The sequence below is a fragment of the Pseudonocardia endophytica genome, from assembly GCF_004339565.1.
Taxonomy (GTDB): Bacteria; Actinomycetota; Actinomycetes; order Mycobacteriales; family Pseudonocardiaceae; genus Pseudonocardia; species Pseudonocardia endophytica.
Map to the genome: position 1 here is coordinate 33,582 of NZ_SMFZ01000002.1, position 24,132 is coordinate 57,713.

Consider the following 24,132-nt stretch of genomic DNA (forward strand, 5'->3'; position numbering starts at 1 on the left):
GGGGACGGGCCGTGGTGCGGTGCGGATCAGCCCGCGGCGACCGGGTCGGCGTGGTCGGCCGCGTCCGCCCCGGAGTCCGGAGCGTCGTCCAGCGAGGACGACTCGTGCGACGCGGTCGTCTCGGCGGGCTCGGTGGCGACCGGCTCGTGCGACGTGGGCTCGTCCCGGAACCCGCCGTCGTCGTCGGAGTCCTTCACCGTCGTCGCGACGGTCTCCTTCGGCGCCTCGGTGTGCGCGAACGGATCCTCGTCGTCGGTGTCGCGCGGCTCGGGCACCGTGACCTTCCCGTCCGTGGGCACGGTCGTCGGGACCATCGGGTCGGTCGGCTCCGTCGTCGGAACCGTCGGGTCGGTCGGCTCGGCCGGGCTCTCCGTCTTGCCGAAGATGTCGCCGGGCTCGCCCATCTCGTCCACCGGCGGGTCGACGAGGATCTCGGTCCCCGGCGCGAACGGGCCGGTGTTGCCCGGCTCGTCGACGATCGTGCCGTCGTCCTCGCCGATGTTCGGCTGGTTCAGGTCCTCCGGCTCCTCCGGCGTGCGGGGTCCCGGGTACATGAGGTCGTTCTCGTCGAGCAGCCACGGGTTGATCGCGCCGTCGACCGGGTCGCCGTCCTCGTCCACCGGCTCGCCGGTACGCGGGTCGTAGCCCACGACGTCCTCGGGCTTCGGCGGCAGGTACACCGGCGGCTGCGGGACCTGGTAGCCGTTCTGGTCGTACTGGATCGGACGGCCGGTGGAGGCGTCGTAGTTCGGGCGCTGGTAGGGGTTCTCGACGCCGTCGACGACGTGGCCGAACGGGTCGAGCGGCTCGCCGGTCTTCTCGTCGTAGCGGTACACGCCGTCCGGCTTCTCGGTGTCGACGTTGAACACGTAGGGCTGGCCCTGACCGTCGTAGTAGATCGGCAGGCCGGTGTCCTCGTCGTACATCGGGCGCTGGGCGACCACGTGACCGGCCGGGTCGACGCCCTCGCGGTCGGACAGGTTCGTGGTGAACGTGTGGTCGCCGTGCGGGTTGTCCACGCCCTCGACGACCTTGCCGTGCTCGTCCACCGGCTCACCGGTGTACGGGTCGTAGCCGGCGACGCCGTCCGGCAGCGTCGGCGTGTAGCCGAGGTCGACGGCCGGGTACGGGTTGCCGTGCTCGTCGTACTCGAGCGGGAAGCCGGTCTCCGGGTCGAAGTTCGGGAGACCCTCGTGCTCGGGCTCCGGCCGGTCCTCGGGTCGCCAGTTCGGGTTCACGGCGCCCTCGACGGGCACGCCGTACTCGTCGAGCGGCTGCCCGGTGATCGGGTCGTAGCCGTCCACCCCGGGCGGGTTCTCCACGTGGACGTTCGGGACGAGCGGGTTGCCGTGGTCGTCGTAGGTGATCGGCAGGCCGGTCTCGGAGTCGTACTGCGGCCGCAGGTGCGGGTTGTCCGCCCCGCTGACCGGCTCGCCGTGCTCGTCGACCGGCACGCCGGTGTAGGGGTCGAACCCCGCCACGCCCTCCGGGAGGACGACGCCGATCAGGTTGACCATGCCGACGCCGTTCTCGTCGTAGTGGATCGGCTGGCCGTTGTGCGTGTCGTAGAGCGGGCGCTGGGCGATGACGTGCCCGGCCGGGTCCACGCCGCCGCGGTCCTCGAGGCGGGTGGTGAACGTGTGCTGGCCGAACGGGTTGTGCTCGCCGTAGACGGGGTGGCCGTGCTCGTCGAGCGGCTTGCCGGTGTACGGGTCGTATCCGGTGACGCCCTCCGGTAGCTCCGGCGGGTCGACCAGGACGATCGGCGAGTACGGGTTGCCGTGCGTGTCGTACTCGATCGGGAGCCCGGTGTGCGGGTCGAAGTTGAACGGCTTCGGTGTGGGGAAGCAGCCCCCGGGAAGGAACGGGGCGGGCTGGGTCATCGGCAACTGGGACATCGGGGGCCTCGGCTCTCGGCTCTGCTCGGCGGGGTCGCTGCGGTGCTGGAGACGAGAATGCGACCCGGCCGCCCCGAGTACATGAGTAAAGCGCTACTCAACCGACCGTCACGGACTACCCACAGCGGCCCCCCGAACGTCAAGGCTGCCCCTTGTGATCGGGCTGCCGGCAGTCCGGACGGACACATCTGTCCGCCCCGGCTACCGAGGACCCGATCATGGGCCCGATCATGGGCCGCGGGCGTCGATCACGCCTGCGAACGTCGACACCGTTCGGCGCCGTACGGTGCTCCCGTACCGGCACCGTCGGAGGGTGCGCCTCGAGAACGTGCTCGCCCGCCAGCACGGCGTGGTCTCCCGGAGCCAGGCCGTGGGGTGCGGGCTCTCGGTCCGGACGGTCCGGCGCCGCGTGCTCACCGGCCGGTGGAGGGAACCGCTGCCCGGTGTCTACCTCGTGGACGGCCACACCTTCGACGACACGGCCCGCGTGTGGGCGGCGGCCCTGTGGGCGGGCCGGGACGGAGTCGTCAGCGGACCGGCGGCGGCGTACTGGTCCGGCCTCCTGGACCGGGCCCCGCCGGTCGTCACGATCACGTTGCCGCGCAGCACGACCCGGCCGTCACGTGATCTGGTCCGGGTGCGTCGCCGGAACCTCGATCCGATCGACCGGACCGTCCGTCGCGGGGTCGCCGTCACGGCCGTCCCGCTGACCGTCCTGGAGACGGCGGCCGTGCTGCCGGACGGCGAGACGTTCCTGGACCGCGTTCTCCAACGACGGAAGGTGACGTTCGCGCAGCTCCACGCGGCCTACTGCCGTGCGGAGGGAGCCCGGGGCATGGGTCGAGCCGGCGAGCTGCTCGTCGCCGCGGGGGTCGGGGTGGACTCGACCCTGGAACGCCGCCTCGTGGCGCTGCTGCGCCGGGCCGGGCTGGACGGTTTCGTGCCGCGGTACCCGTTCGGCGACACCCGGGTCGATCTCGCGTTCCCCGACGAGCGGGTGGCCGTCGAGATCGACAGCTGGGCGTGGCACACCGATCCGGCCCGGTTCGCGGCGGACCGGGACAAGGGCAATGCGCTCGCGCTGGCCGGATGGACCGTCCTGCGCTTCACGTGGCGGGACATCACCCGGCGCCCGGAGCGGGTCGTCGCCCGCATCCGGGCCGCGCTCCACCGGTGATCGGCTCCTCGGCAGTGCGGAAGGACAACTCTGTCCGCCTGCACTGCCCGGAACCCGATCACCGGACGGTGGGCGGGCTGCTCAGCCCTGGACGGCCGACGGGTCCATCCAGACGAACTCCCAGCGGTGGCCGTCCGGGTCGTCGATGCTGCGGCCGTACATGAACCCGTGGTCCTGGGTGTCCCCGCCGACCGTCCCGCCGGCGCCGAGCGCGGCGTCGGCCAGGCGGTCCACCTCGTCGCGGGCCTCCACGCCGAGGGCGATGATCGTCTCGGTGGTCGTGTGCGCGTCGGCGATCTCCTTCTTCGTGAAGTCGGCGAACCGGGGCCGGCTCAGCAGCATGATCACGATGGACTCGTTGACGACCATCGACGCCGTGTTCTCGTCGGAGAACTGGGCGTTCGGCGTGAAGCCGAGCGCGGCGTAGAAATCGCGGGAGCGGTCGACGTCGGCGACCGGCAGGTTCGGGAAGATCATGTTGACCATGGCGGGCTCCTGGGGTGCGGGGTGTGCTGATGCGGTCGAACGGATGGACCGGCGACGGCCGGGTGACTCATCGGTCGGTCGCCGGGGATTTTTCGGGCGTCACCGGATCGGGCAGGATCGCGTGCATGACCGTGCGGTGGGGTGTGATCGGACCGGGCCGGATCGCCGACAAGCTCGTGCAGGACTTCGTGCACGTCCCGGGCGCCGAGCTCGTCGCCGTGGCATCGCGCTCGAAGGACCGGGCGGCGGAGTTCGCGTCCCGCCACGGCATCCCGACCGTGCACGATGGCTACCGCGCGATCCTCGAGGACGACGGCGTCGACGTCGTCTACGTCGCGACGCCGCACCCGCAGCACCGCGCGATCGCCCTCGCCGCACTGAACGCAGGCACGGCCGTGCTCGTCGAGAAGGCGTTCACGGTGACCCCGGAGGCGACCCGCGAGGTCGTCGCCGCGGCACGGGCCACCGGGGTGTTCGCCATGGAGGCGATGTGGACCCGGTTCTTCCCGGCCGTCGTCCGGATGCGGGAGCTGGTCGACTCCGGTGCAATCGGCGAGGTCCGCTCCGTGCAGGCCGATCTCGGGGTACGCAACACGGCGGGCCCCGACGACCGCTTCTGGTCCCCCGAGCTCGGCGGCGGCGCGCTGTTCGACCTCGGCGTCTACGTCGTGTCGTTCGCGCAGATGGTGCTCGGGGCGCCGACGTCCGTCGCGGCGTCGGGCTCGATGGCGCCGACCGGCGTGGACGTCGAGGAGTCGATCGTCCTCGGTTTCGACGACGGGTGCAGCGCGGCCCTGCAGGTCTCGCTGCGGTGCGCGATGCCCGGCAGCGCGCGCGTGATCGGCACCGACGGCTGGATCGAGGTGCCACCGCGCTTCCATCACCCCGACCGGATCGTGCTGCACCGCAACGGCTCCGACCCGGAGGAGATCGTCGCTCCCTCCGTCGGCGGCGGCTACACCCACGAGCTGGCCGAGGTGACCGAGCGGATCGCGGCCGGTGAACCGGAGAGCCCGGTGATGCCGTTGTCGGACACCGTCGCCGTGCAGGACGCGATGGCGGCGGTCGCGGAGCGGCTGGGCATGCGCCCGATCGAGGGTTCTGCCGAACTCTGACCCTCAACACCTGCTCAAGATCGTTGCGTGACGCACGGGCGGAGGAGTAATCCGGAACCCCGTGACCAACACCGTCTCACCACGGCCCCGGGAACGGACCTTCCTCGGCCATCCCACCCAGCTCGGAACGCTGTTCGGCGTCGAGATGTGGGAGCGCTTCTCCTTCTACGGGATGCAGGGGATCCTGCTCCTCTACATGTACTACGAGGCCGTCCAGGGCGGTCTCGGGATCGACCAGGGCGTCGCGGCCGGCATCGTCGGTGCGTACGGCGGGACGGTCTATCTGTCCACGATCCTCGCGGCCTGGGTCGCCGACCGGCTGTTCGGCCCGGAGCGCGTCCTGTTCGGCAGCGCGATCTCGGTCATGGCGGGCCACATCGCGCTCGCGCTGGTCCCGGGCGGTGTCGGGCTCGCGATCGGCCTGGTGCTGGTCGCGTTCGGCAGCGGCGGGGTGAAGGCGAACGCCAGCACGATCCTGGCGACGCTCTACGGCGAGGGCGACGACCGTCGCGACGCCGGGTTCTCGATCTTCTACCTCGGCGTGAACATCGGCGCGCTCGTCGGTCCGCTGCTGACCGGCCTGTTCCAGGAGACCTGGGGCTTCCACGCCGGGTTCGGGCTGGCGGCGGTCGGCATGGCGGCCGGTCTGACGCAGTACGCGTTCAACCGCCGCAAGCTGCCGGAGACCGGCCGTGAGGTGCCGAACCCGTTGCCACCGTCCGGCCGGACGGTCGTCGGCGGGATCGTGCTGGTCGTGGTCGTCCTCGTCGCCGTGCTGATCGCCACCGACGTGATCACGCCCGACCGTCTCAAGTGGATCGTGTTCGGGATCGTCGTGGTCGCCACGGTGTCCTACTTCTCGCTGATGCTCTCCAGTCCGAAGGTGGACCGGATCGAGCGGCGCCGGGTGCTCGCGTTCCTGCCGATGTGGGTCGCGAGTGCCGTGTTCTGGGCGATCTTCCAGCAGATCTTCACGGTGCTCACGATCTACGCCGACGAGCGCCTCGACCGGACGGTCTTCGGCTGGGAGATGCCGGTCACCTGGACCCAGTCGATCGAGCCGGTGTTCGTGATCCTGCTGGCGGGCGTGTTCGCGGCGGTGTGGACGACGATGGGGCCGCGGCAGCCGTCGTCACCGCTGAAGATGGCGTTCGGAACGATCATCGTCGGCCTCGGGTTCCTGCTGTTCGTGCCGATGGCGGGAACCGGCCCGAACGGGTCGCCGCTGATCGCGCTCGTCGGGATCCTGCTCGTGTTCTGCGTGGCCGAGCTGCTCACGTCCCCGGTCGGGCAGTCGCTGTCCACCAAGCTCGCGCCGATGGCGTTCCGGACGCAGATGGTGGCGCTGTTCTTCCTGTCCGTCTCGATGGGCACCGTGCTGTCCGGCCTGCTCGCCGACTACTACTCCGCCGACGCCGAGGTGGCCTACTTCGGGATCACCGGTGGGGTCGCGATCGTCGTCGGTCTGGTGGTCGTCGCGATGGTGCCGAAGCTGAAGGTGCTGATGGAGGGCGTCCGCTGACGTCGCGTCGTTCGGCGTGACCCCGAACACCTGTTCGAGTTGTCCCCACGGTCATCCACAGATGTGGAGAACTACCGGCGGCGGGTCCGCCGGACCGTGGGGCGGTCCATCCCGTCGCCGACCAGCTCCCGGCACACCCGCACGACGTACAAGCGGTAGGCGGGGTCCTGGTCGGCGATCCGGATCGCGAACATCTCGAGCATCGAGGCGAGCGAGAACGCGTGCTCGGGGCGGTCCAGCCCGGCGTAGCTGCGCTGGACGGCGGCGTGCCGCAGCCACGCCGCCGCGGCCAGGACGGCCTCGCGGTCGGCGCGCAGGGCCGCGCGCTGCTGGTGGTTCATGCTCCCCCGGTGCCGGTCGGTGTCTCCTGGCCCGGGGGAGCGGGCAGGTGTTCAGAGTGCATGCCCGGCGGGGTGGAATCCAGGCCCCGCCGGGGTGGCCTCCCGCACTCAGGTCGTCCGCAGCGCCAGCGTCAGCGCGACGGCGGCGACGAGCGAGGTGACCGCCCGCACGTGGTTGGCCGGCACCCACTGCGCCAGGAACTGCGTCCAGACCTGCACACCCTGGGCGTCCAGCCGGTTGTTGAGCGGGATGTTCACCGCGGCCGTCGAGACGAACCCGAGCAGCCCCACCGCCCCGCCCGCGACCCGCCACCCGCTCCCGTCGCCGCCGACGACGAGCGGTGACCCGGCCGTCAGCAGGCAGGCCAGTGCCGTGCCGGCGAACAGCAGTCCGAACACCGGGTTGACGATCACACGGTTGATCTCCTGCATCGCGGCGGCCGACTCCCCCGCCGGTCGTGCCGCGAGCGCGGGCATCACCGCCACCGAGAACGCCAGGTAGATCCCGCCGAGCAGGCCGGAGCCGATCGTCGCGACCCACAGGACGCCGCGGGTGATCCACAGGCCGGTCATCGCGCGACCGCCGTCAGCGTCGCGACCCAGTCCCCGACCGTCGTCGGCGTGCTGTTCTCCGCGCCGCGACCGGCGAGCGAGGCGACCCGGCCCTCGTTGAACGCGCGGTTCATCGCCACGTGCAGCCGCGCGCCGTCGGCGGGCATGCCCGCCTCCCGCAGGACGCCGACCATCTCCTCGTCCGGGACGCGGACATACGTCAGGTCCGGCAGACCGAGCGCCGGCCCGAGCGCCGCGACGACGTCCGGGACCGTCACGTCGGCCGCCCCGAGCACCTCGCGCACGACCACCCCCTGCGGTCCGGTCCGGCGGAGCTCCTCGGCCGCGACGTCACCGACGTCGCGGGTCGCGACCATCGGCAGCGACACCTGCGGGTCGATCGAGTCCGCGTGCACGCCGTGCCCGCGCATCGCGTCGACCGCGAACAGGAACGACTCGAGGAACATGCCCGGCCGCAGCAGCGTCACGGCGGCGTCCAGCGTCCGCAGCCGTCCCTCCTGGTCGTGCAGCGTCCCGAGGTAGCCGGTGGCCTCCAGGTCCGGCCCGCCGGGCACGTCGGCGCCGAGCGAGCTCAGCGCGACGACCCGCGGGACCGCGGTCGCGGCCAGCGCCCCCGCGATCGCGGTGCCGACGGCGGCCTGCTGGCCCGCGTAGCCGGCGGCCGCGACGTCCATCGGCATCAGGACGTACGCGGCGTCGGCGCCGTCGAACGCGACGCGCAGGAACTCCGGGTCCCGCGCGTCACCGACGACCGGCTCGGCCCCCTGCGCGACGGCCGCGGCCAGGCGGTCGGCGTCGCGGCCGACCGCACGCACCCGTTCCCCCTCGGCGCACAGCCGCTCGACGACCCGTCCGCCGGTGTTCCCGCTCGCTCCCAGCACGGTGATCATGTCCACTCCCTGTTCGTTGGTGGATCCAGAATCGGGGAGGCCGCGTGGACGTAGAAGCTCAAACCGTCCTGTCTTCATGCTCGATCGTCCGACCTCGTGGACGACCTCGTGGTTCGGGGGGAGCCTTGGTCCATGGACATCGCGCCTCCGTTCGCGACCGCCGACCCTGTCGGCGAAGCCCTGCACGTGCTGCGGATGAGCGGGACGTTCTACGGGCGCTCGGAGCTCTCCGCGCCGTGGGGCATGTCGTTGCCGCCGACGCCGGGCTGCCTGTGGTTCCACGTCGTCACGTCGGGTTCGTGCCTGCTCGACGTCGATGTCGACGGCGGCGCCCGCGTCGACATGCGCCCCGGCGAGCTCGTGCTGGTCCCGCGCGGTGAGGGGCACCGGCTGCGCAGCGCGGAGGGTGCCGCGGTGCCCGACATCCGATCGATCCCGCACCCCATGATCGACGACCGGTACGCGCTGCTGCGTCACGGCGGCGGCGGGGACATGACCCGGATGGTGTGCGGTGCGGTGCGGTTCGAGCACCCGGCCGCGCAGAGCCTGGTCGACGTGCTGCCCGGGATCATCCGGGTGGAGCCGACGGCGCTGTCCGGCCGGTTGGAGGACACGCTGCGGCTGCTCGCGGCCGAGGTCGAGGACCTGCGTCCCGGCGGCGAGGCGGTGATCACCCGGCTGGCCGACGTGCTGGTCATCCAGGCCATCCGGACCTGGCTGGCCCACGATCCGGCCGCCCGCACCGGATGGCTGGGCGCGCTTGCCGACGACCGGATCGGTGCCGTACTCGCCCGCGTGCACCGCGAGCCGGAGCGGGACTGGACGGTCGGCACGCTGGCCGCGGCGGCGTCGATGTCGCGCTCGGCGTTCGCGGCGCGGTTCACCGAGTTGGTCGGCGAGCCGGCGATGAGCTACGTGACGCGCTGGCGGATGCACTCGGCCGTCGACCAGCTGAGCACCGGGAACGTGACGGTGTCCGAGCTGGCCGGCCGCATGGGCTACCGGTCGGAGGCGGCGTTCAGCCGGGCGTTCAGCCGCGTGGTCGGCGAGTCGCCGGGAGCCGTCCGCCGCCGCGGCGATCGCCTCGTATCCGCATCTCTCATCAATTCGCTATACGCCTGAAGATTCCGCGATCGAGCCGAGGTCGGGGCCGGCCGCCGTTCCCCGGCGCACCGCCCTCGACCCCGAACGAACGGCACCTTCGAGCAATGTCATTGCCCGAACGGCCCGCTCGTTCGGAGAGGGGGCGGGGCGGTGCGGAAGGGTCTTGGCGCGACGGCGCCGTATTCCGGTGTCTCGGTGAGGATCTATACCGCCGGATACGACGCGATCGGTGTCCGATCGGTTCGTCTGCCCGACTATCGGGTGTGATCTAGACGGTCCGAGAATCCTCGATTCGCGATGAGTCCGGCCGGTCCGGGTGGTCATGGGGGTGACGAACGGAGGATCCCGTGATCGATCTCGCGCCCGCGTGCACCGTGACCGCATCGCTGGTCGCGGACGTACCCGCCGACCGGCTGGACGACCCGACCCCTTGCACCGACCTCGCGGTGCGCGACCTGATCGCCCATCTCGACCAGGTCGCCCGCGGCGCCGACACCGCCGACCCGCTCGGTCCCGGCTGGCGGACGGACGTCCCGGAGCGTCTCGACGCGCTCGCGGCCGAGTGGGCGGATCCGGCCGCGTGGGAGGGCGTCGGCGCCCTGGACCTGCCGAACGCGGTGTGGGGCCGGATCGTGCTCACCGAGATGGTCGTCCACGGCTGGGACCTCGCCCGCGCGATCGGCCGGCAGTTCGACCTCTCCGACGAGCCGACGCTGCGGGCGTGCCTGGACCACGTCGCCGAGTTCGTGCCCGACGCGCCGGTGCCGCAGCTGTGGGGACCACCCGCCGTCGTCGACGAGGGTGCTCCGCTGATCGACCGGATCGTCGCGATCACCGGCCGGACGCCGTAGCGAGCCGGTCCACGATCTCCCGGCGGCCGGACGCGACGAGCGCCCGGTCGCCGGTGTCCAGCCCGTGCGCGACCGCGTGGAACGGGCCGACCGGCAGCCAGCCCCCGCGCGGGACACCTCGTCCGGCGTCGACCGGTAGGCGTCCGCCACGGCCGCGGCGAACCCGGCGGGCGCACCGCGCAGGGCCCACGCGAGGTCCTCGGCCGGGTCGGCGCTCCGGGCGTCGCTCCAGTCGATCACGCCGGTGACCAGGTCGCCGCGTACCAGCGACTCCGGCCGGGCAGACGTCGATCAGGACATCAGCGCTGTTCGATCGTGCGGTGACCGCTCCCCTGTCCTGATCGACACGTGGCCGACGGGCATCGCGCCGTCTCGCCGCGTATCGGATCTGCGGTAGACGCGCCGAGACGATGCGATGCCGGTGACGGGGACCGACGAGCGGTGCGAGAGTGCGTGCATGGGTGGCGTGGCGGTGGTGACCGGGGCGAGCTCGGGGCTCGGGGAGGTGATCTCCCAGGCGTTGCTCGGCGCGGGATGGCGCGTCGCGCTGGCCGGGCGGCGGGCGGAGCGGCTGGAGGCCGTCGCTGGCGGGCACCCGGAGTCGCTGACCGTGCCCACCGACGTCTCCGACGAGTCGTCGGTCGCCGCCCTGTTCTCCGCCGTGCGGGACCGCTGGGGGCGGGTGGACCTGCTGGTCAACAACGCCGGCACGTTCGGTCCGGGCGGCACGGTGGACGAGATCGCCGTCGCGGACTGGAAGGCCGCCGTCGCGACGAACCTGACCGGCTCGTTCCTCTGCGCCCGGGAGGCGTTCGCGGCCATGCGCTCCCAGGACCCGCAGGGCGGGCGGATCGTCAACAACGGGTCGATCTCCGCGCACGTGCCGCGCCCCGGCAGTGCCGCGTACACCGCGACGAAGCACGCGATCACCGGCCTGACCCGCTCGTTGTCGCTGGACGGGCGCGCGTTCGGGATCGCCTGCGGGCAGATCGACATCGGGAACGCGGCCACCGACATGACGTCCGGGATCGCGACGGGCGCGAAGCAGGCGGACGGCTCGGTGCGCCCGGAACCGACGTTCGACGCCCGGCACGTCGCCGACGCGATCCTCTACATGGCGTCCCTGCCGCTGGAGGCGAACGTCCAGTTCCTCACCGTCACGGCGACGACCATGCCGTTCATCGGCCGCGGCTGATGCCTCGGCACTGTGACGGGCGTCTCGCGATGAGACGCGCCCGTGCCGGTGGTCCGGTGAGAATGGAGGATCAGCGTCAATGGCTCTGTCCTGCGGAGGCGGCGTGAGCGTCAAGTCCATGCATGTCCTGCGGCTGATCGTGCACGCACGGTCGCGGCAGCCGGTCCTGCTCCTCGGGGAGATCGAGGGCACGCGATGTGTTCCGATCTTCCTGCGACCGGCGCAGGCCGAGGTGATCGCCGTCGGGCCCCGGGACGGTGACTCCACGTCGCTCACCCAGGACGTGCTGCTGCCGGTCGTCGAGGCGCTCGGGCACAGCCTCGAGCGGATCGAGATCACCGACCTCACCGACGGCGTCTACACGGCAGAGCTCGTGTTCGACACCGGGGAGCGGGTCGAGGTCAAGCCGAGCGACGCGCTGTCGGTCGCGGTGCGCGAGCGGCTCCCGATCGGGATCGCCGAGCACGTGCTGGAGGAGGTCGGCCAGAACGTCGACGACGTCATCCCGCCGGACTCGGAGGATCCCTCCGGTCAGGGCGCGCAGACGCGGGCGGCCGCGGGCGCCGACGGGCCGGACGCCCCGCCGGAGGACCAGCTGCGGGAGTTCAAGGAGTTCATCGACGAGGTGTCGCCGGACGACTTCCGCTGAGCAGGCGCTCAGCGCCGGGCCAACCGCTTGCGCCAGGCCGAGAACGACGTGACCGGCCCGTCGTGCGGGCGGTGGAGCCACGGCCACGGGTGGATCACCGCCGGTTCGACGGCGTCGCGGCGCCGGCCGAATCCGGGCACCGGTGCGTGGGTGACGGCGACGGCCGCCCCGGCCAGAGCCTCGCCGGGCGTCCTGCGGTACACCCGCACCTCGCGCCGCGTCGCGAGATCGGCGAGCGTCTCGGCGAGGAACACGAGTCGCTTGCCGGACAGGGACAACCGTCGTAGCAGCGGCTCGTCGAACACGAACACGGCCGGCAGACCCGGGTGCGCGGCGAGCGCTGGGTCGGCGTCCCCGAGCGACTCCGCGGTCAGCCACACGGCGTCCGGGGCGTCGTCGCCCACCGGCTCCGACGGGCCGCCGGTCGCCTCCGGATCGGGGTCCGAGCGCAGTCGCGGGTCCCGCTCCGGCGCCGGGCGCGACGACGGGATGTCCGGCCACCTCTCGATCGGGCAGTCGTCGGACAGGGCGCAGGACCGGCACAGCTGCGGCGCCCGCTTGCGGACCTGCCAGCGCGAGAAGCCGTAGGGCTTGCCGGTGCCCGCACCGATCGTCCACTGCCACCCGACCCGGTTCGCCGCGCGCGACCCGTCGAGCAGGTGGGCGAAGAACTCCGACTCGCCGTCGGCCCAGTCGTGCCCGGCCCGGACCGTCCACTGCGAGGACATCCACATCCGGGTCTGGTTCACCAGCCAGCCGTCGTCGTGCAGTTCGGTCACGCACGCGTCGACGCAGGCCATGTCCCGCGGCCAGGGTTCGTCCCAGCCGTCCGTCGCCCTGGCCGGCGCGGCCCGCAGTGCGGACCGGGTCCGGGTGCCGAGCCGCGCGTAGAGGTGCCGCGAGTACTCCTGCCAGCACAGCTCGTCGCGGAACTTCCTGCGGTCCGACGGCGGCGTGTCGGCCACGGCGTCCCACACCCTCGGGAGGTCGAGCAGCCCGTGCCGGATCCACGGCGACAGCCCGGTGGCGCCGCGCCGGGACCTGGGCAGCACCTCGTTGCGGCGGCGGGCGTAGAAGCTGATGTCCAGCGCGCCCAGCGCGTCGTCGGCAGCCGTCTGGCCACCGCGGAACGCGCCGGAGGCGTGGGGCTCGTCGCGGCACAGGTCGCCGAGGTGCTCGGCGACCCAGGAGGTCTCCTCGCCGGTGCCGGGAGTGGGGAGTCGCACGCGATCGAGTGTGCGGTCGGGCGGGTCGGCCCGCGCGGCAGCGGCTCGGGAGGCCTCCCCGGAGATCGTCCTAGCGTCCCGGCCCATGAGATCGACGTTCATGACACGGATGGCGTTCGGGACGGTCGCGGCCGCCGGGATCCTCGGCGCGTTGGCGACGGCCGAAGAGGCCGCCGACCAGGTCACCGCACCGGTCGCCGTCGCGGTCGCCGTGCCGATGCAGCCCCCGGTGCCGCCGGGGCCTCCGGTCCCGCCGCCGATGCAGGAGCCCGGCCAGGAGGGACCCGGTTCCAGCCAGTACGACCAGCCCCCGCCACCCGCGCCTGCGCCGCCGAACGAGAACGCGATCTGCCAGGACATCATGGGCGTCCCGCTCCCGCCCGGATGCCACGACCCGCGCAACGACGTCTGACGACACCGAACGGGAGACGCATGATGAGGACGACCATCACGACACTGCTCACCGCCGCCGCGCTGACCGGAGGCGGACTCCTGCTGGGCGCCGGGCCCGCGATGGCCGCCGCCGACCCGCCTCCCGGTCCGCCCGGTGTGCCGGGGGCCGTGCCCTGCACGCCGGACAACCCGGAGGGTCGCGCGATCATCATGACGACGCCGCAGCCGAGCACGCCCCAGCCCGAGCCGCCCGCGGGTGGCTACTACGGACCGCTCGGCAACGGGCCGTTGAACACGCCGTAGCGCGTCAGCGTTCGTGGCCGCGCGTCTCCAGGAACAGCGAGAGCAGGAAGTCGCCGTTCGGCAGCGGGGTGAGGTTGTGGGACACCACCCGCCGGTCCGCCCCGAGGTGGTCCAGCAGGTCCGGGTTCCCGGCGTAGTCGATCGCGAGGGACGCCACGTCACCGACGGAGGACGGCATGCGGTCGGCGGACACCCGGGTCACGACCAGCGAACGCTCGATCACCTGCGAACGATAGCGCGGATCACCGAGGTCAGAGCCGCAGGCGCGATCGTGCGGCCGGGCCACCTGCCGCGGCCGCACGGTCGTTCCGATGGTCACGCGGCGACCGGCGCCGGCGTGTCCGCGAACTGCGTCCGGTACAGCTCCGCGTAGCGGCCGTCGCGGAGCAGCAGGTCGGAGTGCGTACCGCGCTCGGCGACCCGTCCGGACTCCAGCACCAGGATCTCGTCGGCCTCGCGGATCGTGGACAGCCGGTGCGCGATCACGATCGCGGTCCGGTCGGTCAGTGCCTCGGCCAGCGCGGCCTGCACGGCGGCCTCCGACGTCGAGTCCAGGCTGGCGGTCGCCTCGTCCAGTACGACGACGCGTGGCTGGGCCAGCAGGATCCGCGCGATCGTCATCCGTTGCCGCTCGCCGCCGGAGAGCCGGTAGCCGCGCTCGCCGACGACCGTCTCCAGCCCGTCCGGCAGCGACGCGACCAGCTCGCCGAGGCGGGCCCGCTCCAGCGCGCCCCACAGGTCGGCGTCGGCCGCGTCCGGCGCGCCGATCCGCAGGTTTGCGGCGATCGTGTCGTGCAGCAGGTGCCCGTCCTGGGTGACGAAGCCGATCGTGCGGTGGATCGACTCGGAGGTCAGGTCGCGGACGTCGACCCCGGCCAGTCGGACCGCGCCGGAGTCCACGTCGTACAGCCGCGCGAGCAGCTGCGCGACCGTCGACTTCCCGGCCCCGGACGACCCGACGAGCGCCAGCATCCGCCCGGGTGCCACGGAGAACGAGACGTCGTGCAGCACCTCGTCGCCGCCCCGGGTGTCCAGCGTGGCGACCTCCTCCAGCGAGGCAAGCGACACCTTGTCCGCCGTCGGGTAGGCGAACCGGACGTGGTCGAACTCGACCGCGACGCCGCCGTCCGGGACCGGGCGGGCCGTGGGCGAATCCGTGATCATCGGCTTCAAATCCAGCACCTCGAACACGCGCTCGAAGCTCACCAGCGCGCTCATGATCTCGATCCGGGCGCCGGCCAGCGCCGTCAGCGGCGCGTAGAGGCGGGTCAGCAGCATCGCCAGCGACACGACGTCGCCCGCGTTCAGGCTGCCGCCCAGCGCGAAGTACCCGCCGACGCCGTAGACCAGTGCCACGGCCAGCGACGACGCCAGCGTCAGCGCCGTCACGAACACCCACTGCACCATCGCCGAGCGCACGCCGATCGAGCGGACCTTCTCGGCCCGGTCGGAGAACTCGGCGGACTCCTGGGCCGGGCGGCCGAACAGCTTGATCAGCGTGGCGCCGGGCGCGGAGAAACGCTCGGTCATCCGGGTGCTCATCGCCGCGTTGTGCTCGGCGGCCTCGCGCTGCAGGGTGGCCAGCCTGCGGCCCATCATCCGGGCCGGCAGCACGAACACAGGGAACAGGACCAGCGTCAGCAGCGTGACCGGCCCGGAGATCACCAGCATCACGCCGAGCGTCAGCGCGAGCGTGACCAGGTTGCTGACCACCCCGGACAGCGTGTCGCTGAACGCGCGCTGTGCGCCGAGCACGTCGTTGTTCAGCCGGCTGACCAGTGCGCCGGTGCGGGTCCGGGTGAAGAAGGCGACCGGCATCCGTTGGACGTGGTCGAACACCGCCGTGCGCAGCTGCCAGATCAGGCCCTCGCCGAGACCGGCGGACAGCCAGCGCGTGAACAGGCCCGCGCCGGCCTCCACCAGCGCGATCGCACCGATCAGCAGTGCGATCCCGGCCAGCACGCCGATCGGCGCGCGGCCGTTGATGGCGTCCACCGCCTCGCCGGCCAGGAGCGGCGTCGCGACGGTGAGCACGGCGCCGACCACGCTGGCGACGAGGAACCATCCGATCCGTCGTCGGTGCGGCCGGGCGAACTCCATGATCCGCCGGACCACGCGACCGGTCGGCTGCGTGTGCCGTCCCGGCCGCTCGCTGACGTTGCGCAGGGCCATCCAGGCGTTCATGTCCGTCATGGGCACGACGGTATGAGTTGAAGCTGACTTCAGGTCAAGAAGTCATGCGGCGGCGGGCAGCGCGTCCCCGTCGAGCTCGTCGTCGGTGGTGTCCGCGTCGTCGCCCAGGTCGGGCAGCGTCCACGGCCGCACGACCGCGAGCAGCGCCAGCGCGCCGAGCGCCGTCGCGCCGAACATCGAGGTCGCCATCGCCCACGCGTCGTTGCCGAGCACGCCGACCACGGGGGATGTCGCCGCCCCGATCCCGAACTGCAGCGCACCGAGCAGCGCGGCCGCGGTGCCGGCCGACTCGCCGTAGCGGGCCAGCGCGAGCGCGGGCGCGTTCGGCAGCACGAACCCGGCCGACAGCAGCAGCGCCCACACGCCGGCGAGCAGCGCGGGTAGCCCGCCGGTGCCGGTCGCCGTCAGCGTGAACAGCACGGCACCGATCGCGACGCCCGCCAGCACGGCGACGGTCAGGATCCGCCGCGGCTCGTAGCGGCGCAGGAAGACCGGGTTCAGCTGCGTGCCGATCACGAGCCACACCGCGCCCGCGCCGAACAACAGCCCGAACGTCTGCTGGTCCATGCCGAACTGCTGCTGGTAGACGTACGCGGCGCCGGAGACGTAGCTGAACAGCCCGGCCATCGCGAGGCCCGCCACCAGGACGAGCCCGACGAACGTGCGGTCGCGCAGCAGCGTCCCGTACGTGCGCAGCGTCGGGCCGAGCCGTGCGCTGCGCCGGTGGTTCGCCGGGAGCGTCTCCGGGAGCCCTCGCGTGACGACCACGAGCATGACCAGCCCGTAGACGGCCAGGAACAGGAACACGCCGCGCCAGGACGTCCAGCGCAGCAGGAAGCCGCCGAGCGTCGGGGCGATCACCGGGAACGCGCCCATCACGAGGATCAGGCGGGACAGCATCGTGGCGCCCTGGCGTCCGGTGTAGAGGTCGCGGACCACGGCCAGACCGACGACGGCGCCCGCGGACGCACCGACGCCCTGAAGTACCCGGAGCACGGCGAGCACCTCGATCGAGGGCGCGACCGCGACGGCGGCCGAGGCCAGCACGTGCAGCGCCGTGCCGGCGAGCAGCGGGAGCCGGCGCCCCCACGCGTCGGACAGCGGGCCGATCAGCATCTGGCCGAGCGCCAGCCCGAGAAGCGTTCCGGTGAGCGTGAGCTGCACCGTCGTCTCGGCGGCCTGCAGATCGGCGCCGACGCGCGGCAGCGCGGGCAGGTAGGTGTCGATCGTCAGGGGGCCGAGCGCGATCAGCGCACCGAGGATCAGTGCGACCCGCAGCCGGCCGGGGATCCCGGTCGGCCCGGACGCGAAGGACCGCAGGAGGCCCGAGCTCACGAGGTCGTCCGGTTCGGAGTCGTCGTCGGAATCGTCACAGCCACGTCAGGGGCCAACCCCGGTCGGCGAGGAGTCATTCCCCCGCCGGTGTGACGGCGGTCGCACCCGACCACGAGGTGGAGATCGAGTTCAGGTCGTAGGTCAGCCGGTCGGGTGCCCGGACGAACGCGACCGTGCCGGCCACCCCGATTCCGAGTGCGATCAGGCCGAGTACGGCCCCGGTGACGGCGGCGCCCCGCTTCGACACCAGCCCGGCCCGGAATCGCGACCATCCGGCGATCCCGAACGCCAGCGCGAGGACACCGAGCCCGGCCGCCATGAACCCGGTGACCGGGACCAGCCCGAACGGCAGCCCGACCGCCCCGAGACACACGGCGGCGATGCCGAGCCCGTCGCGTGCCGTCCCGGTCACCGGGCGGACGTCGTGGACGGCGCTGCCGACCGCGGGGCGCGGCGGGCGCGGCGCGTGTGTCGGCCGCCACGGGGCGGGGTGCGGGGTGGCGGAGGTCGCGGGGCGGGCCTCGGCCGACCGCTGCGCCGGGATCACGATCGGCAGTCGCTCGGTCACGTCGGCGACGGCGTGCCGTGGCATGTAGGCGGCGGGACGTGACACGGAGATCGGCCGTCGCGCGGGGCCGCCCTCGCGCTCACGGCGGGTCGGCCACGGCGCGACGGGTCGTTCGGTCGTGCTCGTCATCTCGGCCTCCGGTGGATCACGGCCGGTCCCCGACGACCGCGCCTGTCATCTGCTCCACGTCGCTGGGCCGAATGCCGTTAGCGACTCGCCCGGGCAGCTCATCAGGACTGATGAGGCGATGCACTCTCTCGACGGAGACCGCCTACGCTCTGACGCCGTGGCGCGGTGGCGGAACTGGACCGGCGACCAGATGTGCCGGCCCGCCGAGTACGCGGAACCCTCCGATGTGGACGGCGTGGTGGACGTCGTCCGCCGGGCGGAGAGCACCGGCCGGGTCGTACGCGTGGCGGGCAGCGGCCACTCGTTCTCCGACGTCGTCGCGACCGACGGCGTGCTGGTCCACCTCGGACGGTTGCGGGGGATCCGGTCGCTGGAGCGCACCGGCCGTGGTGCCGTCGTGACCGTCGGTGCCGGGACCCGGTTGCACGAGCTGAACCGGGAGCTCGACGGTCTCGGGCTGGCGATGCCGAACCTCGGCGACATCGACCGGCAGACCGTCGCCGGCGCGGTCGCGACCGCCACCCACGGCACCGGCGCCCGGCACGGGAACCTGGCCACGCGCGTCGTCGCACTCGAGATGGTGACCGCGGACGGGACCGTCACGACGATCGACCGGGGGGATCCGGAGACGCTCGCCGCGGCGCGGGTCCCGCTCGGCGCGCTCGGTGTCGTCACCGCCGTCGCGCTCGACGTGGTCCCGGCCTTCCGGCTGTGGGCGCGAGACCGGCCGATGCCGCTGGCCGAGGTGCTCTCCGGGATCGACGAGCTGGCAGATCGCCACGACCACTTCGAGTTCCACCTGTTCCCGCACACCGCGACGGCGCTGACCCGCACGAACGACGTCACCGGCGTACCGGCCCGGCCGCAGGGGCGCGCGTCGCGGTGGGTCGACGAGACGCTGCTGCGGAACCGCGGGCTGGGCGCCGTGTGCCGGCTCGGGCGGACGGCGCCCACCGCGATCCCGCTGCTCAACCGCCTCGCCGCGACGGCGTTGCGTCCTGCGGAACGGGTCGACGTCGCCCACCGGGTGTTCTGCTCCCGCCGGACCGTCCGGTTCACCGAGACGGAGTGGGCGATGCCGCGGTCCGCCGCCGCCGACGCGGTGCGCGCGATCCACCTGGCCGGCGGCCGCTACGACGTCACCCTCCCGATCGAGGTGCGGTTCGGCGCCGCGGACACCGACGCGTTCCTCTCGCCCTCCTGGGACCGCGACACGGTGTTCGTGGCGGCGCACGTGTACCGCGGGATGCCGTGGGAACCGTACTTCCGGGCCGTGCAGGACATCGCGCGGTCGTTCGACGGTCGCCCGCACTGGGGCAAGCGCCATCTGATGCGCGCGGACGCACTGGCCCCGCTGTACCCGGCGTGGGAGCGGTTCGCCGCCGTCCGCGAGCGGCTGGACCCGCAGCGGCGTTTCACGAACCCGCACGTCACGCGCGTGCTGGGCTGAGCCGGCGCAGCGCGCCGTCACCGTTGGCGGCGCGAGCCGCGGCCGGCGACGGCGAGCTACCCGCGAACCGGCGTGATGATCTCGTCCGCCACCCGCCGGGCGACGCCGTCCGGGTACGGCGATCCCAGGCCGAGGATCACGTGCGTGAACCCGGCACCGACGGCCGCCTCGACCTGCTTGCGCGTGGCACCCGGGTCCTCGTAGGACACCGACAGGTGGATCGAGCGCGTGATCGACGACGGGTCGCGGCCGATCTCGGCGCAGTAGCGGTCGAGCAGCCTGCCGCGTCCGAGCAGGTCCTCCACGTCGCCGCCGCCCGGGATGTTCCACAGATCGGCGTGCTCGGCCACCACCCGCAGCGTCGACGACGCCCGCCCGCCGATCATGATCGGCGGGTGCGGCTCCTGCACGGGCTTCGGGTTGCCGAACGCCCCGGTGAGGTGGACGTGCTCGCCGTCGAAGTCGAACGGCTCGTTCTCGGTCCACAGCCGACGGATCACCGTGCACGCCTCGCCCAGTGCCTCGACGGCCTCCGGTCCGGTCACGTAGGGCAGGCCGTGCATGTCGTACTCGCGTCGGGCCATCGGGACGCTCGGCCGTGACCCCGCTCCGATGCCGAAGTCGAGCCGTCCGCCGGAGACGACGTCCACGGTCGTCGCGATCTTGGCCAGCAGTGCGGGCGGCCGGATCCGGTTGCTCGTCACGAGCAGTCCGATGCGCAGCCGCCGGGTGCTCGCGGCGAGCGCGGAGAGCATCGTCCAGCCCTCGAACACCGGGCCGTCCGGGTCACCGCCGATCGGCATGAGGTGGTCGAACAGCCACGCGTGCTCGATCTCGGGGATCTCGTCGGCCTCGCGCCAGACGCGCAGCACGTCGTCGTAGCCGACCTGCATCGGCGCGGTCATGATCCCGAACGAGGGTGCCATCTCAGCGCCTCCGCAGCGTCGCGTCCGCCAGCGCAGGCGGGGTGAAGTTCTTCTCCCCCGGCGCGAGGTCGACGCCAGGGGCGACGATCCCGTCGATCGCGTCCAGTACGTCCGCGGGCAGCACGGTGTCCGCTGCCGCGAGCTGCGACGTCAGGTGGTCCAGTGTGCGCGGGCCGATGATCGCGCTGGTCACGCCCGGGTGCGCGGTGACGAAGCCGAGCGCGAGCTGGATCATCGTCAGGCCCGCCCCGTCGGCGACGTCGGCCAGCTTCTCGACGGCGTCCTGCTTCGCGAGGTTCACCGGGTCCGACGTGTCGAAGTAGTGCGGCACGACGGCGGACCGGTTCGTCGTGACCTCGCGTCCCTTGCGGACGGCACCGGAGAGCCAGCCGGACGCGAGCGGGCTCCACACGAGCACGCCCATCCCGTACCGCTCGGTCACCGGCAGCACGTCGGTCTCGATGGCGCGCTGCAGGACCGAGTAACCGGGCTGCTCGGTGACGTACCGCCCGAGCCCGCGCTCGCGCGCCGTCCACTGGCCCTCGACGATCCGGTACGCCGGGAACGTCGACGATCCGAAGTGGAGGATCTTGCCGGCCCTCTGCAGGTCGGTCAGCGCGGACAGCGTCTCCTCGTCGTCGGCCGAGGGGTCCCAGCGGTGCACCTGGTAGAGGTCCACGTGGTCCACGCCGAGACGGCGCAGGCTCGCCTCCAGCTCGGTGACCAGCCAGCGGCGCGAGCTGCCGCGGTGGTTGCGGTCGTCGTCCATCGGGAGGCCGGCCTTCGTGGCGAGCACGACGTCGTCGCGGCGGCCCGCGATCGCCTTGCCGACCATCTCCTCGGACTCGCCGTGCGAGTAGAAGTCCGCGGTGTCGATCAGGTTGACGCCCGCTCCGAGGGCGGCGTCGACGATCGCCGTGGCGTCGTCCTGCGTGGTGCGGCCGAGGCCGCCGAAGTTCATCGCGCCCAGTACGAGCGTGCTGACCTGAATGCCGGTCCGGCCCAACGTGCGGTACTGCACGAGAGCTCGCCTCCTGCCATCATGAATATCCGGAACCTTGTTCCGCTCACGCTAGCGGAACAAGGTTCCGGATATCAAGGCGGTCGTGTCTCAGCCGGCGGCGGCGACCTCCGCGGTCTCCTGGGTGGCCGGGAGCGGCGCGGCGCCGTCCAGCATCGGGCAGGCGAGCCAGGGCTCCGGGATGCCGAACGCGTCCACCAGCAGCCGGGCGTGCGGGCGGAGCTCGGCGCACAGCTCGTTGACCAGCGGCCGGATGCGGCGCGACTCGGTCGCCGTCAGCCGTCCGGTCTCCAGGTACCAGGCGCGCTCGCGGTCGATCACCGAGAGGACGTGCAGGTCGTAGACCCGCCGGAGCAGGGTGGCGACGTCCTGGTCGGTCGTGCGCTCGATCGCCTGCCGGAACGACTCCTCGACGAGCGCGTCCACGTGCGCGCGGGCCGCCGTCAGCAGCAGGTCCTGCGAGGAGTTGAACACGGTGAACTCGTCGTTGGACCTGCGCAGCGCCGGGGCGAGGTTCCGGATCGCCGTGGCGAGCGTGTCGTCGCGTCGGGTCTCCAGCAACGCCTGTCGACGACGGCGGTCGGTCAGGTCCAGCGACAGGCCCGGCAGCCGGCGCAGGGCCGACGCGAGCCCGGTCCGCTCGGCGCCGATGCTCGCGAGCTGGCGGCCGAGCAGCGGAGCGATCTTCAGCGGGTTGCCGACCTTGATCGTCCGCCCGTAGTCGGACAGCAGCTCCTTGGCCAGCAGCTGGAGCAGGACCGTGTTGTCACCCTCGAACGTGGTGAACACGTCGGTGTCCGCCTTGAGCGCGGGCAGCTGGTTCTCGGACAGGTAGCCGGCGCCGCCGCAGGCCTCGCGGCAGGTCTGGATCGTGTGCGTGGCGTGCCACGTGGCGATCGCCTTGATCCCCGCGGCGGACTGCTCGAGCATCCGCTGCTCCCTGGCTCCGGCCGGGGGCTTCCCCGGAGCCTGGATCTCGTGCATCCGGGCCACCAGATCGTCCTGCGTGAACTGCAGCGCGTAGCTCGTGGCCAGCGCCGGGAGCAGCTTCTGCTGGTGGGCGAGGTAGTCGAGGACGGCGATCTCCTCGCCGGTCGTCGGGTCGGCGAACTGGCGGCGCTGCTCGCCGTAGCGGATCGCCAGCGTCAGCGCCTTCTGCGCCGCGGCACCCGCGCCGCCGGCCACGCTGATCCGGCCGCGCACGAGCGTGCCGAGCATCGTGAAGAAGCGGGCCGTCTCGTTCTCGATGGAGCTGGAGTACGTGCCGTCCTCCGCGACGTCGGCGAAGTGGTTGAGCAGGTTCTCCCGCGGAACCCGGACGGAGTCGAACGCCAGGCGCCCGTTGTCGACGCCGTTGAGGCCGGCCTTGCGGCCGTCGTCGGTGATCTCGACGCCGGGCATCGGCTGCCCGTTCCCGTCGCGGAGCGGGACCAGGAACGCGTGCACGCCGTGCTTCTCGCCGCGCGTCATCAGCTGCGCGAACACGACGGCCATCCGCCCGTCGCGCGCGGCGTTCCCGATGTAGTCCTTGCGCGCGCCCGGGTGCGGGGTGTCGATCACGAACTCCTGCGACGACGGGTCGTACGTCGCCGTGGTGTGCAGGTGCTGCACGTCGGAGCCGTGTCCGGTCTCGGTCATCGCGAAGCAGCCGAGCAGCTCGCCGTCGATGATCTTCCGGAGGTACGTCTCATGATGACGGGACGTGCCGAGCACCTGGACGGCCCCGCCGAACAGTCCCCACTGCACGCCGGCCTTGACCAGCAACGACAGGTCGCCGTAGGCGAGCATGGCGAACGACGTGACGACACCGCCGACGTCGCCCTCGCCGCCGACGGACGGATCGAACCCGGTGTTCGGCCGGCCGGACGCGGTCAGGACCTTGAGCGCCTCGAGCGTCCAGGCGCGGTACTGCTCGGTCGTGAAGTCGGGGTCGGCGGACAGGGCGTGCTGCCCCATCTGCTCGCGGGTGTCCTCGCGGACGTGCGCCCAGCGCCCGTCCAGGACCGTGCGGAGTGCGGAAACCGCGGGGGTCATGCGTCGTCCTCCTGCAACTGCGATGCCAGGCCGGACAGTCCGGACCAGGCCAGGTCGGTGAGGTGTGTGGTGAGGCGGTCGCGGGTCATGCCGCCGGGGCGGAGCAGCCAGTCGTCGGCGGCGCCGCGCACCAGCCCGACGATCGCGTGTCCCCACGGCCGCGCGGCATCACCCGGTTCGACACCGCTGCCGCGCAGGCGCTGTGCGATCACGGCAGCGATCTCGTCGCCGATGACGGAGACCAGGTCGTTCACCGGATCGGGTGTCTCGCCGGGCGCCTCACCGCGGGATCCGGTGGGCTGCACCCACAACGGCCGGTGCACCACGAAGCGGTAGAGCTCGGGATCGGACTCGATCAGACGGAGGTAGGCGTCGATCCCGGCGGACACGGCGGCCCGGGGACCGGTCGGCAGTGCCTCGTCCGTCGCGCGGCGGACCTGGTCCAACAGCACGGCCGCGACCTGATCGCACACCGCGGTGTACAGGCCGGTGCGGTCGCCGAAGTGCCGGTAGACGACGGTCTTGCTGGTGCCCGACGCGGCCGCGACGTCGTCCATCCCGACGCCCGCGCCGTGCTCGCGGATCGCCCCGATCGTCGCGGCGACGAGCTCGGCACGCCGCTGCTCCCGATGGGCGTCCCACCGGCTGTCGCGTCGATCTCGTGCCGCCTTCACGAAACTCATAGTACCGTGTACCTTGAGTACCGGCTACCCCGGTCACTCCGGAGAGCACGCACCCCTCGGTAGGAGGACG

25 protein-coding genes and 1 pseudogene are annotated in these 24,132 nt (G+C 72.6%); 10 read left to right on the forward strand and 16 right to left on the reverse strand.

The annotated features are described in order from the left end of the window. Positions 1 to 26: 26 nt before the first annotated feature. Positions 27 to 1,898 carry a hypothetical protein gene (locus EV378_RS18935; protein ID WP_132428199.1) on the reverse strand — a complete coding sequence of 624 codons (1,872 nt, stop codon included), beginning with the start codon at positions 1,896 to 1,898 and terminating at the stop codon, positions 27 to 29. A 313-nt stretch (positions 1,899 to 2,211) separates the two neighbouring features. Between EV378_RS18935 and EV378_RS18940 the strand changes: the two genes are divergently transcribed. After that, the gene (locus EV378_RS18940) at positions 2,212 to 3,075 is read left to right on the forward strand and encodes a type IV toxin-antitoxin system AbiEi family antitoxin domain-containing protein (protein WP_132428201.1); all 864 of its coding nucleotides are present in this window, start codon (positions 2,212 to 2,214) and stop codon (positions 3,073 to 3,075) included. Positions 3,076 to 3,156: 81 nt separating this feature from the next. Here the strand turns inward: EV378_RS18940 and EV378_RS18945 are convergent, their stop codons facing one another. Continuing rightward, positions 3,157 to 3,561 (reverse strand): VOC family protein, encoded by a 405-nt coding sequence (locus tag EV378_RS18945; RefSeq protein WP_132428203.1) that lies wholly within the window; start codon positions 3,559 to 3,561, stop codon positions 3,157 to 3,159. Positions 3,562 to 3,686: 125 nt separating this feature from the next. Between EV378_RS18945 and EV378_RS18950 the strand changes: the two genes are divergently transcribed. Together EV378_RS18950 and EV378_RS18955 are read left to right on the forward strand one after the other, a co-directional pair. Beyond that, positions 3,687 to 4,676, forward strand: a complete 990-nt coding sequence (locus EV378_RS18950; protein ID WP_132428205.1) for a Gfo/Idh/MocA family protein — start codon at positions 3,687 to 3,689, stop codon at positions 4,674 to 4,676. A 61-nt stretch (positions 4,677 to 4,737) separates the two neighbouring features. After that, a complete protein-coding gene (locus tag EV378_RS18955; protein WP_132428207.1) occupies positions 4,738 to 6,198 on the forward strand; it encodes a peptide MFS transporter in 1,461 nt (486 codons plus the stop codon). 71 nt (positions 6,199 to 6,269) lie between these two features. Here the strand turns inward: EV378_RS18955 and EV378_RS18960 are convergent, their stop codons facing one another. The 3 genes from EV378_RS18960 to EV378_RS18970 all read right to left on the reverse strand — a co-directional run bounded on the left by EV378_RS18960 (position 6,270) and on the right by EV378_RS18970 (position 8,002). Next, complete coding sequence (locus tag EV378_RS18960; protein WP_132428209.1) at positions 6,270 to 6,539, reverse strand: hypothetical protein; 270 nt, start codon at positions 6,537 to 6,539, stop codon at positions 6,270 to 6,272. A 108-nt stretch (positions 6,540 to 6,647) separates the two neighbouring features. Beyond that, complete coding sequence (locus EV378_RS18965; RefSeq protein WP_132428211.1) at positions 6,648 to 7,112, reverse strand: anthrone oxygenase family protein; 465 nt, start codon at positions 7,110 to 7,112, stop codon at positions 6,648 to 6,650. After that, on the reverse strand, positions 7,109 to 8,002 hold the full coding sequence (locus tag EV378_RS18970; protein WP_165922395.1) for an NAD(P)H-binding protein: 894 nt from the start codon (positions 8,000 to 8,002) through the stop codon (positions 7,109 to 7,111). Before EV378_RS18970 ends, EV378_RS18965 begins: the two co-directional genes overlap by 4 nt. A gap of 132 nt (positions 8,003 to 8,134) precedes the next feature. Between EV378_RS18970 and EV378_RS18975 the strand changes: the two genes are divergently transcribed. Next, a complete protein-coding gene (locus EV378_RS18975; RefSeq protein WP_132428215.1) occupies positions 8,135 to 9,124 on the forward strand; it encodes an AraC family transcriptional regulator in 990 nt (329 codons plus the stop codon). A 329-nt stretch (positions 9,125 to 9,453) separates the two neighbouring features. Beyond that, the gene (locus tag EV378_RS18980) at positions 9,454 to 9,957 is read left to right on the forward strand and encodes a TIGR03086 family metal-binding protein (protein ID WP_132428217.1); all 504 of its coding nucleotides are present in this window, start codon (positions 9,454 to 9,456) and stop codon (positions 9,955 to 9,957) included. Here EV378_RS18980 and EV378_RS18985 read toward each other — a convergent pair. Next, complete coding sequence (locus EV378_RS18985; RefSeq protein WP_132428219.1) at positions 9,938 to 10,147, reverse strand: hypothetical protein; 210 nt, start codon at positions 10,145 to 10,147, stop codon at positions 9,938 to 9,940. The genes EV378_RS18980 and EV378_RS18985 overlap by 20 nt on opposite strands. Then, positions 10,135 to 10,197 (reverse strand): annotated as a pseudogene (locus tag EV378_RS37085) (hypothetical protein); the annotation flags it as partial. The gene EV378_RS18985 and the pseudogene EV378_RS37085, both read right to left, overlap by 13 nt. Before the next feature lie 217 nt (positions 10,198 to 10,414). Between EV378_RS37085 and EV378_RS18995 the strand changes: the two are divergent. Both EV378_RS18995 and EV378_RS19000 read left to right on the forward strand, forming a co-directional pair. Next, entirely contained in the window at positions 10,415 to 11,152 is a 738-nt protein-coding gene (locus tag EV378_RS18995) for an SDR family oxidoreductase (RefSeq protein WP_132428221.1), read from the forward strand. Positions 11,153 to 11,255: 103 nt separating this feature from the next. Beyond that, positions 11,256 to 11,801, forward strand: coding sequence for a bifunctional nuclease family protein (locus EV378_RS19000; protein WP_243653643.1), 546 nt, complete (start codon positions 11,256 to 11,258; stop codon positions 11,799 to 11,801). Between the two features lie 8 nt (positions 11,802 to 11,809). On the opposite strand, the gene EV378_RS19005 is transcribed toward EV378_RS19000, so the two are convergent. Next, complete coding sequence (locus EV378_RS19005; protein ID WP_207908799.1) at positions 11,810 to 13,027, reverse strand: FAD-binding domain-containing protein; 1,218 nt, start codon at positions 13,025 to 13,027, stop codon at positions 11,810 to 11,812. 85 nt (positions 13,028 to 13,112) lie between these two features. On the opposite strand from EV378_RS19005, the gene EV378_RS19010 reads away from it, so the two are divergent. Beyond that, entirely contained in the window at positions 13,113 to 13,439 is a 327-nt protein-coding gene (locus EV378_RS19010; protein WP_132428227.1) for a hypothetical protein, read from the forward strand. 23 nt (positions 13,440 to 13,462) lie between these two features. Further along, positions 13,463 to 13,723 (forward strand): hypothetical protein, encoded by a 261-nt coding sequence (locus EV378_RS19015; protein ID WP_132428229.1) that lies wholly within the window; start codon positions 13,463 to 13,465, stop codon positions 13,721 to 13,723. A 4-nt stretch (positions 13,724 to 13,727) separates the two neighbouring features. Here the strand turns inward: EV378_RS19015 and EV378_RS19020 are convergent, their stop codons facing one another. The 4 genes from EV378_RS19020 to EV378_RS19035 all read right to left on the reverse strand — a co-directional run bounded on the left by EV378_RS19020 (position 13,728) and on the right by EV378_RS19035 (position 17,948). Then, the gene (locus EV378_RS19020) at positions 13,728 to 13,946 is read right to left on the reverse strand and encodes a hypothetical protein (protein ID WP_132428231.1); all 219 of its coding nucleotides are present in this window, start codon (positions 13,944 to 13,946) and stop codon (positions 13,728 to 13,730) included. A 92-nt stretch (positions 13,947 to 14,038) separates the two neighbouring features. After that, positions 14,039 to 15,907, reverse strand: coding sequence for an ABC transporter ATP-binding protein (locus EV378_RS19025; RefSeq protein ID WP_207908955.1), 1,869 nt, complete (start codon positions 15,905 to 15,907; stop codon positions 14,039 to 14,041). A gap of 51 nt (positions 15,908 to 15,958) precedes the next feature. Next, positions 15,959 to 17,251 (reverse strand): multidrug effflux MFS transporter, encoded by a 1,293-nt coding sequence (locus EV378_RS19030; RefSeq protein ID WP_243653644.1) that lies wholly within the window; start codon positions 17,249 to 17,251, stop codon positions 15,959 to 15,961. A 73-nt stretch (positions 17,252 to 17,324) separates the two neighbouring features. Further along, positions 17,325 to 17,948: a DUF4190 domain-containing protein gene (locus EV378_RS19035; RefSeq protein WP_132428235.1), complete on the reverse strand. Its 624-nt coding sequence runs from the start codon at positions 17,946 to 17,948 to the stop codon at positions 17,325 to 17,327. A gap of 157 nt (positions 17,949 to 18,105) precedes the next feature. On the opposite strand from EV378_RS19035, the gene EV378_RS19040 reads away from it, so the two are divergent. Further along, positions 18,106 to 19,398, forward strand: a complete 1,293-nt coding sequence (locus tag EV378_RS19040; protein ID WP_165922396.1) for a D-arabinono-1,4-lactone oxidase — start codon at positions 18,106 to 18,108, stop codon at positions 19,396 to 19,398. 56 nt (positions 19,399 to 19,454) lie between these two features. Here the strand turns inward: EV378_RS19040 and EV378_RS19045 are convergent, their stop codons facing one another. The 4 genes from EV378_RS19045 to EV378_RS19060 form a co-directional block, all read right to left on the reverse strand. Further along, complete coding sequence (locus EV378_RS19045) at positions 19,455 to 20,324, reverse strand: LLM class flavin-dependent oxidoreductase (RefSeq protein ID WP_132428239.1); 870 nt, start codon at positions 20,322 to 20,324, stop codon at positions 19,455 to 19,457. Between the two features lies 1 nt (position 20,325). Next, a complete protein-coding gene (locus EV378_RS19050) occupies positions 20,326 to 21,345 on the reverse strand; it encodes an aldo/keto reductase (RefSeq protein WP_132428241.1) in 1,020 nt (339 codons plus the stop codon). A 90-nt stretch (positions 21,346 to 21,435) separates the two neighbouring features. Beyond that, positions 21,436 to 23,379 carry an acyl-CoA dehydrogenase family protein gene (locus tag EV378_RS19055; RefSeq protein ID WP_132428243.1) on the reverse strand — a complete coding sequence of 648 codons (1,944 nt, stop codon included), beginning with the start codon at positions 23,377 to 23,379 and terminating at the stop codon, positions 21,436 to 21,438. Next, positions 23,376 to 24,062: a TetR family transcriptional regulator gene (locus tag EV378_RS19060; RefSeq protein WP_132428245.1), complete on the reverse strand. Its 687-nt coding sequence runs from the start codon at positions 24,060 to 24,062 to the stop codon at positions 23,376 to 23,378. Before EV378_RS19060 ends, EV378_RS19055 begins: the two co-directional genes overlap by 4 nt. Positions 24,063 to 24,132 lie beyond the last annotated feature (70 nt).